Raw genomic sequence first — 9,452 nt, forward strand, 5'->3', positions numbered from 1 at the left:
GACCATGTAGTCGTCCGTTGCGGACATATCGTTACCGTAGCGTTGCCCGATGGTCTCGCTGCGGCCGAGCACGCTGTGGGGTTTCGGAATCGGCATACGTCCGCGATGGTGACGGGAAACACACGTATCGCAGCTCAATCATGCCCGCCCCGGTTGGAGGCGCTCAGCACGACGCGCTCGACGCGGCCGAGATATTCCAGTACACCGTCGCGACGCCGCACGATATCACCGGTGCGGTACAACCGGCCGCCGCCGGCCGCGGCCACGAAACGCGACGCGGTGGGGCCGGGGGCGTCGTAGTAGCCGCGGGCCAGCTGCGGGCCGCCGATGTACATCTCACCGGCGGTGCCCGGCGGGACCGGGCGCAGCCGTTCGTCGAGCAGGTAAACCCGGTCGTTGGTGACCGGGCGTCCGCCGACCGAGCCGACCGTGATCACGCCGGTTTCGTTGTGCCCGTACCAGATGACCAGTTCGGCGCCGGGCAGCTGTGTCATGAATCGTTCGACACCGCCGGCGGGCAGCGCGGCCCCGTCCACCACGACCCTGCGCAGGCTGGGGTGGGCGGCCCGGCCGCCGCCGTCGGTGACCGAATCCAGAAACCGGTCCAGCAGGGCCGGTACGACGTGCACGATGGTCACCCGGTTGGCCGCGATCGAGCGGGAGAGGTCGGCGGCCCGGCCCGGATGGTCGGGCATCAGTATCTGGGCGCCGCTGTGCAGCGGCCGGAACAGCTCCCACAGGGTGATATCGCCGACGGTGGGCGCCGCGTGCAGCACCAGGTCCGCCGAATCGTAGGGGTGGCTGCGCTGTGCCCGCCGCAACCGTTCCACCAGCTGCCGGTGGGTGCCGGTGACACCGGTATCGGAGCCGGGCAGGTAGCGGATATCGGCGATGTCGTCGGCGGCCACGACCGGATCGGCGGCGGGGTCGGCCGGCAGGTCGAGGTAGAGCAGATCTATCGCGACCACCGAGATCCCGGTGTCGGTGCCGACGCCCTCGTCGGAGGTGCTCAGTACGCAGATCGGCGCGGCCGCGGACAGCACCCGGTCGATCTCCTCGGCGGGCCGGCCGGGATCGACCGGCAGGTAGCCTCCGCCGGCACGCAGTACGGCGCAGACCGCGACCACGAGGTCGATACCGGGTTGCATGGCCACCGCGACCGGAGTCTGCGCGCGGACACCGAACCGGATCAGCTCCACGGCCAGCGCCCGGGATTTGCGATCCAGCTCGGCGTAGCTGAGCACCCGCGCGCCCTGCCGTACCGCCGGCACCGCCGGGGTGCGTACGGCCTGCTCGTCGAACAGCGTCAGCAGCGTGCTCTCGTCGTCACGCAGGCCGAGGTCGAGGATCGGCGACATATACGCGGTGGTCTCGACATCGGCGATGGGGCGCAGGAACGTGGTCGGTTCCGGATCCGCGGTGGATTCCGGTTCGGTCGTCAGATTTACCGCTACCCGGTCCGCCGCGGGGGCCTCGGCGGGGGGCGCCGCCGCGGCGGGACGGCGTCGCGGCAGTGGGGACAGGCCGGTCCCCGCTGTCGCGGCCGGTTCCGGCTCGGCCCTGGGGCGGCGCTGCGGCAACGGCGCGAGTCCCGGGTCGCGGGCGGGTTCCGGCTGCTCGGCGACCGGCTCGCCGGCGGCGCCTCGTTGCGGCAGGACCGCGGGTGCGTCGGTCGCTGCCGGTTCCTGGTCCGGTGACGCCGTCTGCGGCCGGCGTTGCGGCAGGCCACTCAGGGCGTTCGACGATGCCGGGTCGGTCCCGGAGCGCCGCTGCGGCAACGCGGGCGGGGCCGGTTCGGGATCGGCCTCGGACACCTCGGGTTCCGGGCGACGCTGCGGCAGCGACACCGGTCCCGGCGCACCGTCGAGATCCGGCGGGGTTTCCGATGCCGCGGAACGGCGCTGCGGAAGACCACTCGGACCCGCCGATTCGGACCCCTGCTGCGCCGCAGGCCGACGTTGTGGAAGCGAGACGGGTTCCGGTTCGGCCGTGGCCGGGAAATCCGTATCCGGTCGCGGGCGCCGCTGCGGAAGCGAGACCGACTCCGGCTCGGCCGCAGCCGGGAAATCCGTATCCGGTCGCGGGCGCCGCTGCGGAAGCGAGACCGACTCCGGCTCGGCCGCAGCCGGGGAAACCGAATCCGGTTGCGCGCGGCGCTGCGGCAGTGACGACGGTACCGGCTCGGCCGCCGACTCCGGTTCGGGCCGGGGACGGCGCTGCGGGAGCGAACCCGGACCCGCCGTGAGCTCCGGGGCGGATTCGGATTCCGACTGTGACCGGCGCTGCGGCAGCGAACCGGAACCGGGCTCGCCCGCATCGGGATTCGGCTCCGGAGCGGGCGTGGGCGCGGCCGAACGTGGCCGCCGCTGCGGCAGGCCGGCCGGTCCGGGATCGGTGGAACCGTACGCGGGCCGGGCGGGGAGGCGATCGGCGGTGATCGGCCGCAGCAGCGAGGTGGTCTCGGCATCCGGCGGGAGTGCCGGGTCGTTCGCGGCGGGTGCGCGAACGGCGTCGACCGCGTCCGGAGCGGGTGCCGGGTAAGCGGCCTCCGGCGCCGGAGCCGCGGGTTCGGCCTCCCGCGGTGGTGCCGGATGTCCCGCTTCAGCCGACAACGTTCGGTAGCCGGCTTCCGGCCGCGCCCCCTGGCCGGTATTCGGCGACAACCCCCCGGGGTCGACCTCGGTCCGCGGGGAGCCGTGGTCGGCTTCCTGCGACAACCCCTTGTAGCCGGCCCCCCGGTGCTCGGCTTCCTGCGACAACCCCCTGTAGCCGACATCCGGCTGCGCCGCACGGTGCTCGGCTTCCGTCGACGGCGCCTCTCGGCCGGTCTCCGGCGACCCGGCCGGAGCACTCTCTTCCGGAGTGCCCCCTCGACCGGGCCCGGGTTCCGGGTCGGTGGGGGCCACGCCGGGACGCAGGCCGTGTTCGGCGAGACCGCCGAGGGCCCGGACCCAGTGTTCCGCGAAGGTTTTCACGTCCTCGCCCACGAACACCGCGGTGGCGTAGTCGAACCGGCACAGCAGACCGTCGTCGGTGGCGTCGACGGTGAGCGCCAGCGGGACACCGTCGGCGGGTCCGTCGGTGTGGACCCGGGCGGGCCGCAGATCCCGGTAGCGCAGGGTGAACCGGCCCGATTCGGCCGCGGCGAATTCGGCCGCGGTCTCGGGGTTCAGGTATCGCAGCAGCGCGTAGCCGGCACCGCCCGCGGGGACGGATCGGACCAGGTCACGGATCTGTACGAGCGCCGCGCCCGCGGCGGGTCCGCCCACCAGCGCCTCGGCGGTGTCGATATCGGTGAGGCGCAGGGCCAGTGGGAATTCGGTGGTGAATCCGCCGACCAGGCCGTCGGCCGCGGCGCTGAGGGAGCGGCTGTCGGCGTCGCAGCGCACCAGCGAGCCGATCGCCCGGGCCACCATGCCCTGTTGCGCGGTGTGCAGGGCGATGGCGACCGCGGTGAGCAGCACTTCGGGCACCGTGGTGCGGTAGGCGCCGGCCGCGGCAGTGACCGCGGCGGTGCCTTCGGCGGTGATCGCCAGCGACACCCGCCGCCGGGAATGGAGATCGGCTGTACCGATCGGGGCCGTGGTACGGGCGGCGGCCAGATTCCGCCGCCACCAGCCCGCTTCGTCGAGCAGGTCGATGGACCGGGCGCGGGCGTCCAGCGCCCGGGCGAGTTCGGGGAGCCGGGTTTCGCGGGCGTCGCCGAGCGCACCGGTACCGAGTCCGTCGATGATGATCCGCCACGATCGGTCGTCCACAACCAGGCCGTTGGCCACGACAACCAGCCGGCGTTCCGGTTCGGCGCCCGTCAGCACGAAATGGATATTGCGCCCACTCACCGGGTCGAGGGCGTCGGCCGCCGCCTGTACGACATCATCGGTGGCCACCGTGTTCTCGCCGGATTCCGGTCCGAGCCACCAGTACTGGCGCTCGCCACGCTGACCCCGGGGCGGAATCCACAGCGTCGTTCCCTGTTCACCGGCTTCGAGCCGGGCCCACAGCATCGGATGCCGCAGCACCAGGGCGCGCACCATGGCTTCGACGCTCTCCGGGGTCCGGTCGGCCGGTACGTCGAGCACGATCGACCGGATCTCGACCCCGGGCGCCGGATTGTCCAGCAGCCGTACGGCGGTGGCCGTGGCGGGCAGCTCCCCGGTGAACTCCGGATCGGCGGGTTCGGCGGGTGCGGCGGGTTCGGGGCCCGGTCCGGTCGTGCCGGTCGGCGCGGTATCGAGGAGCGGGCCGCCGGCGGCGGCGTGGTCGGCGCTGCGGGCCGCGGGGGGCTCGGACGGGTCGTCGTCCTCGACCGGGAGGGCCGGCGGGAGCTGCGGCACCCGATCCGGATCCGGTAGCCGAGCCGGGTCGGCGAGATCGCTCGACTCGACCGCCGCGTACGCCGCGGGCACCAGATGAGCGGGGATCGACCGGGACAGGGCGGCCCGGAGGCGGCCCGCCGACGAATCATCCCAGCCGGCATCCGGTGCGGGCACCACGAACGCGGTCAAACGGTCGCCCGGCCGGCCCGGTGTCGCGCTACGGGACAGCACAACCGCGTCGGCGACCTCCGGCAGCGCGCGCAACGCGGCGGCGATGAGGTCCGGCTGGATACGATGCCCCCGCAACCGGCTCCGGTCGTCGGTGCGGCCCAGGTAAGCGAGGCGTTGCGGTGTGGTGGGGGTGGCATCGCGCCACAGCACCAGATCGCCGGTGCGGTACATGCGCTGGCCGTATCCGAAGGGATTCGCGACGAAACGGTCCGCGGTCGCGCCCCGGCGCCCGGCGTAGCCGCGGGCCAGCTGGTCGCCGGCCAGATACAGTTCGCCGGGCACTCCGGGCGGCACCGGCCGCAGCCGGGTGTCCAGCACGTAGACCCGGGTGTTCCACTGCGGCAGCCCGATCGGCACCGAGCGTTCCGCCGATCCGGCCGCAGGCCAGGAAGTAGCCGAGACCGCGGTTTCGCAGGTGCCGTAGAGGTTGTGCACTCGCGCGCCACACCGGCCGCGCAACGCGGCCACCGCGTCCGGGGACAGGGGCTCGCCGGTTACGAAGATCTCACGCAGCGTCCGCAGCTGTTCCGGGTCGGCGTGGTTCGCCAGCGCCGCCAGCTCGGCCGGGCCGAAATCGGTGGCCGTGACCCCGTTCCCGGCGATCGTCGCGGCCACGCGGTCGAGGTCGCCGGCGGCAGCCGGATCGGCCAGGACCAGATGGGCCCCGGCGCGCAGCGGCAGGAACAGCCCCCACAGCGAGGTATCGCAGGTCGCCGGGTTCTGCTGGAGGTAGATATCGGTGAATCCCAGCGGGAACTGGGCCAGCATCAGGGTGATCTGATTGTTGATCGCGCTGTGCGAGAGCACCGCCAGTTCGGGACCGTCCGCCGACGCCGACGCGCAGAGCGCGTAGGCGGCGTTGGCGGGGCGCACCTCGCCCAGCAGTTCGCCGGGACGCAACGGGTCGGCGGAGTACTGCGCGAGGGTGTGCGGGTCGGCCGCCACGATGGGGACGGCCGGACGACCGGCTACCGGTTTCGCCGCCGCGACCAGGCGGGGTTCGTCCGGCCGGTCTGCCAGCACACAGACGGGGCGGGCGGTATCGAGTACCTGCGCCGTCCAGCGGGCCGGATCATCGGGATCCAGTGGCAGGCAGGCGCCCCCGGCGGTCAGCACCGCGTAGAGAGCTACGACGAGGTCCGGCGAACGGCGGATCGCCACGCCCACCACGGCGTCCGGACCGACACCGGCGGCGATCAGCCGGCGCGCCAGCCGATTGACCCGGGCGTCGAATTCCTGATAGGTCAGCTCGGTCCCGGCATCGGATACCGCGGGGGTGTCCGGGCGTATCGCGACCGTGCGGCGGTACCCGTCGAGCAGGAGTTCGGGCGCCACCGGATAGCGGGTGTCGTTCCAGACCACCAGCAACCGGTCGAGATCGGACCGGGACAGCAGATCGATATCGCCCACCGGTCCCTCCGGATCGCCGCCCGCGACGGTGAGCACGCGCTGCAGCCGGCGCGCGAATTCGGCGACAGCGGGTTCGGTGAATCGGTCCGCGGCGTAGTGCAGGGCCGCCGCGATCCCGTCGGGTGAACCGTCGGGCGCGCGGTGCGGGTCGATGACCAGGCGCAATCGGGTGTCGGGAGACGGGTTGGCGACCTGAACCGGTTCGGTCGCCAGACTGGGCATCTCCAGGCGCGGGATATCGTTGTGGCGCAGCGCGACGGCCACATCGAAGTGCGACGGGTCCACTCCCAGCGCCGCGGTCATCTCTTCGAAGGGCAGATCCGCGTGCGAGAACGCCGCGCGGTCGGACTCGGCGACCCGGAGCACGAGATCGAGGAACGACTCGGCGGGGTCGATACGGGTGCGCAGGACCACGCTGTTGGCATACGGGCCGATCGCATCGTCGAGTTCGCGCTCGTCCCGGCCGCGTACCGCACTGCCCAGCACGATATCGCCGACCGCGGCCGAACGGGACAGCAGCACCGCGAACGCGGCTCGCACCACGATGAATTCGGAGACGCCGGCACGGCGGGCGATATCGGTCACCCGGCGATGGGTCCGGGTCCCGATCTCGAAATCGTGCACACTCTCGCCCTCGGCCCCGGGATGCGGGTCGGCGAGCGGGAATTCCAGGCGCGGCGGCAGGCCGGCCAGTTGCTCACGCCAGTAGGCGAGACGGGTCGCGGCGGGCGAATCCGGGTCGGTGATATCTCCGAGTTCGGCCCGCCGGGCCAGGTAGTAGTCGAGGTACTGCCCCGACAGCGGCTGCCACAGCGGCCGCGACCGGTTGCGCCGGCCGAGGAAGGCGCGCAGCAGATCCCGCAACAGCAGCCCGGCCGATACCTCGTCGGCGAGGATCCGGTGCACGACCACCGCGACGATATGTTCCCGGGGTCCGATCTCGGCCAGCGCGAAACGCACCGGGACCTGTTCCGGGTCGGCGACGTCGAAATCGGTTCGCGACAGCGTATGCAGCCAGCCGGCCACCTCGGCGGCGGGGAGCGGGTCCGCGACGACCTCCGGCACCGCCTGTTCCCGCGGCAGCACCACCTGATGCGGTTCCCCGCCGCCGGCCACCGGGTACACCGTGCGCAGGGTCTCGTGCCGGTCCACGACATCGGCGACGGCGGCCTGCATGGCCGTGGCGTCCAGCGTGCCGGACAGTTTCATCGCGGCGGTGACGGTATCGGACGCGGTTTCGGGCGCCGACCGGTTGCGTTCCCAGAGGCGGCGCTGGCCGGGCGAAAGCGGTATCGAGGCCGGGCGCTCCACCGGGGATTCGGCGGCCGGGGGTGGAGGAGCGATCGCCGGGGGGCCGTCCGCCGGAGCACCGGGCTCCGGCCACAGCGGTCCGGGACCCGCGGGAGCGGCCCCGAAGGGTGCGGCGGCCGAGATCGACGCCACGGAGTCGGCGGGTCGTCCGGGCCGCGGGCCGGCAGCGGCGGGGATACCGGTGGGCCGGGCCGGGGACTCGGCCGCAGGCGGTTCTTCCGGGCCGGACCGCGGGTTTTCGTAGAACGCCAGGGCGTCTCCGGCCGACCGCGCCGACGACGGCGCCACCGTCCGGCCCGCGGCACCGGCCGGTTCGCCCGGGGTCGGGAGTTGCCGGCCGCTGCTCAGCCAGTCGTCGTCGGCGACCGGCGGCCGGGGCACGGCCGATTCGGCGGCGGGCGCCGGGGGGTTCGCGCCGGGACGATGATCGCGCCCGCCCAGGGTCTGCTGCCGGTCGGGCATCTCCAGATAACCCCGGCCGGGAAGGTCCAGATCCCGCTTCGCCGAGGCGAGCCGGTCGTCGGACTCCGGTTCCGCGGGGGCGGCAGTGGCCTCGCGGATCGGCAGGCTCTCCTCGTAATCGGGCAGCGGGTCGTACCCCGCCGACCGGCCGGGCACCTCCTCGGGCAGTCCGTTACCCGCGGCTTTCGCCGCCCCGCGCGCAGGTGCGGAGGATCCCCCGGCACCCGGTACCGCCACCCGGCCCACGTACTCCATCTCGCCGCCGGGGATGCGGCGCACCAGATCCCCGGTCCGGTAGAGGCGGGTGCCGTCCACGGCCAGCGGATCGGCGACCAGCAGTTGTGCGGTACGGCCGGGACGGCGGTGATAGCCGCGGGCCAGTTGCGCACCGCCGAGGTAGAGCTCGCCCACCGTGCCGTCGGGTACCGCCGCCAGCCGCTCGTCCAGGATATGGGCGGTCACGCCGCGGATCGGCGTGCCGAGGGTCGGCGGGCCGCCGGGCGCCAGCGGGGAGCTGATACTGGTCATGATGGTGGCCTCGGCCGGGCCGTACCCCTGATAGAAGGCCCGGGTCAGACCGCCGCCCACCGGGATGGCCCAGCGCCCTACGAATTCGGGCGGGCACGGCCGGCGGCCGGTCACCACGACGCTCAGTTCGTCGAGCCCCGCCGGATCGATCGCCGGCAACGCGTCGGCGGGCAGATAGGCATGGGTCACCCCGGTGCGCCGCAGCAGGGCGGTCAGTTCGTCCGGCGCTGTCACCAGCGGCGACACCACGACCATGGTCGCCGCGCCGCCGAGCGCCAGCAGTAGTTCCAGCACCGCCGAATCCGAGGGCAGCGGGGCGAAGTTCAGGGTGCGGTCTTCGGGTTCCACCCGGTAGCGCCCCTGCTGTTCGGAACACAGTCCGGACAGCCCGGCCTGGGTGACGACCACACCGTCCGGGGAGGTCTCACCGTCACCGGCGTAGCTGACGTAGGCGGGATGCTCGGCGCGCAGCGGGCGGATCCGGTCGGCGTAGGTGACCGGATCGGCGGAGAACTGTTCCAGCGTGCGGGCGGTATCGATCGTGTCGACCTGCAACCACTCGACCTCGTCGGGCAGTTCGTTGCGCACCCACGACACCGCGAGGCCGTACACCGCGCCGGCGTCGACCAGCAGATGCGCGAACCAGCCCGGCGGATAGGCCGGGTCGATGGGTACGAATCCGGCGCCGGTCTTGGCGACCGCCCAGACCGCCAGCACCGCGTCCAGCGAACGCGGAATGGCCACCGCGACCAGATCCTCCGGGCCGATACCGCGGGCCATCAGCGCCCGGGCCAGCCGACTCGACCAGGCATCCAGGTCGGCGTAGCTGACCTGCTCCAGCGGGCCGGTGCCGTCGGCGAGCACGAGAGCGGCGCCGTCCGGATTGGTCTCCACCGCATTGGCGATCAGCTGCGGCAGGGTGGTCACGCGGGGCCGCCGGGTTCGGTGGGGCCGGGTCCGGACTGGCCGCGTCATACCGACTTCGCCCTCCGGACGTGGTCACACCGCGCACCGACTACCGCATCCATCTGTCCGCCTCGCCTGCCTATCGCACTTCACCGCCGCGCCGTACCGTGGCCGCGGCTCGGATGCAGCCTGCCACAATGCGCCGCCGCCCGGTATGGCACCCGGCAGGTTACCGGCCCGGACCGCCGACAGCTACACGTCGGCGGGAACCGCTGCCGCTGGATGCCC

At 73.2% G+C, this 9,452-nt stretch carries 1 protein-coding gene; it reads right to left on the reverse strand.

All coding sequences use genetic code 11. The annotated features are described in order from the left end of the window. Positions 1 to 134: 134 nt before the first annotated feature. A complete protein-coding gene (locus AB0F41_RS11390) occupies positions 135 to 9,185 on the reverse strand; it encodes an AMP-binding protein (protein ID WP_357422693.1) in 9,051 nt (3,016 codons plus the stop codon). Between the last annotated feature and the right edge of the window lie 267 nt (positions 9,186 to 9,452).

It is taken from the genome of Nocardia sp. NPDC024068, assembly GCF_040638875.1.
GTDB lineage: Bacteria > Actinomycetota > Actinomycetes > Mycobacteriales > Mycobacteriaceae > Nocardia.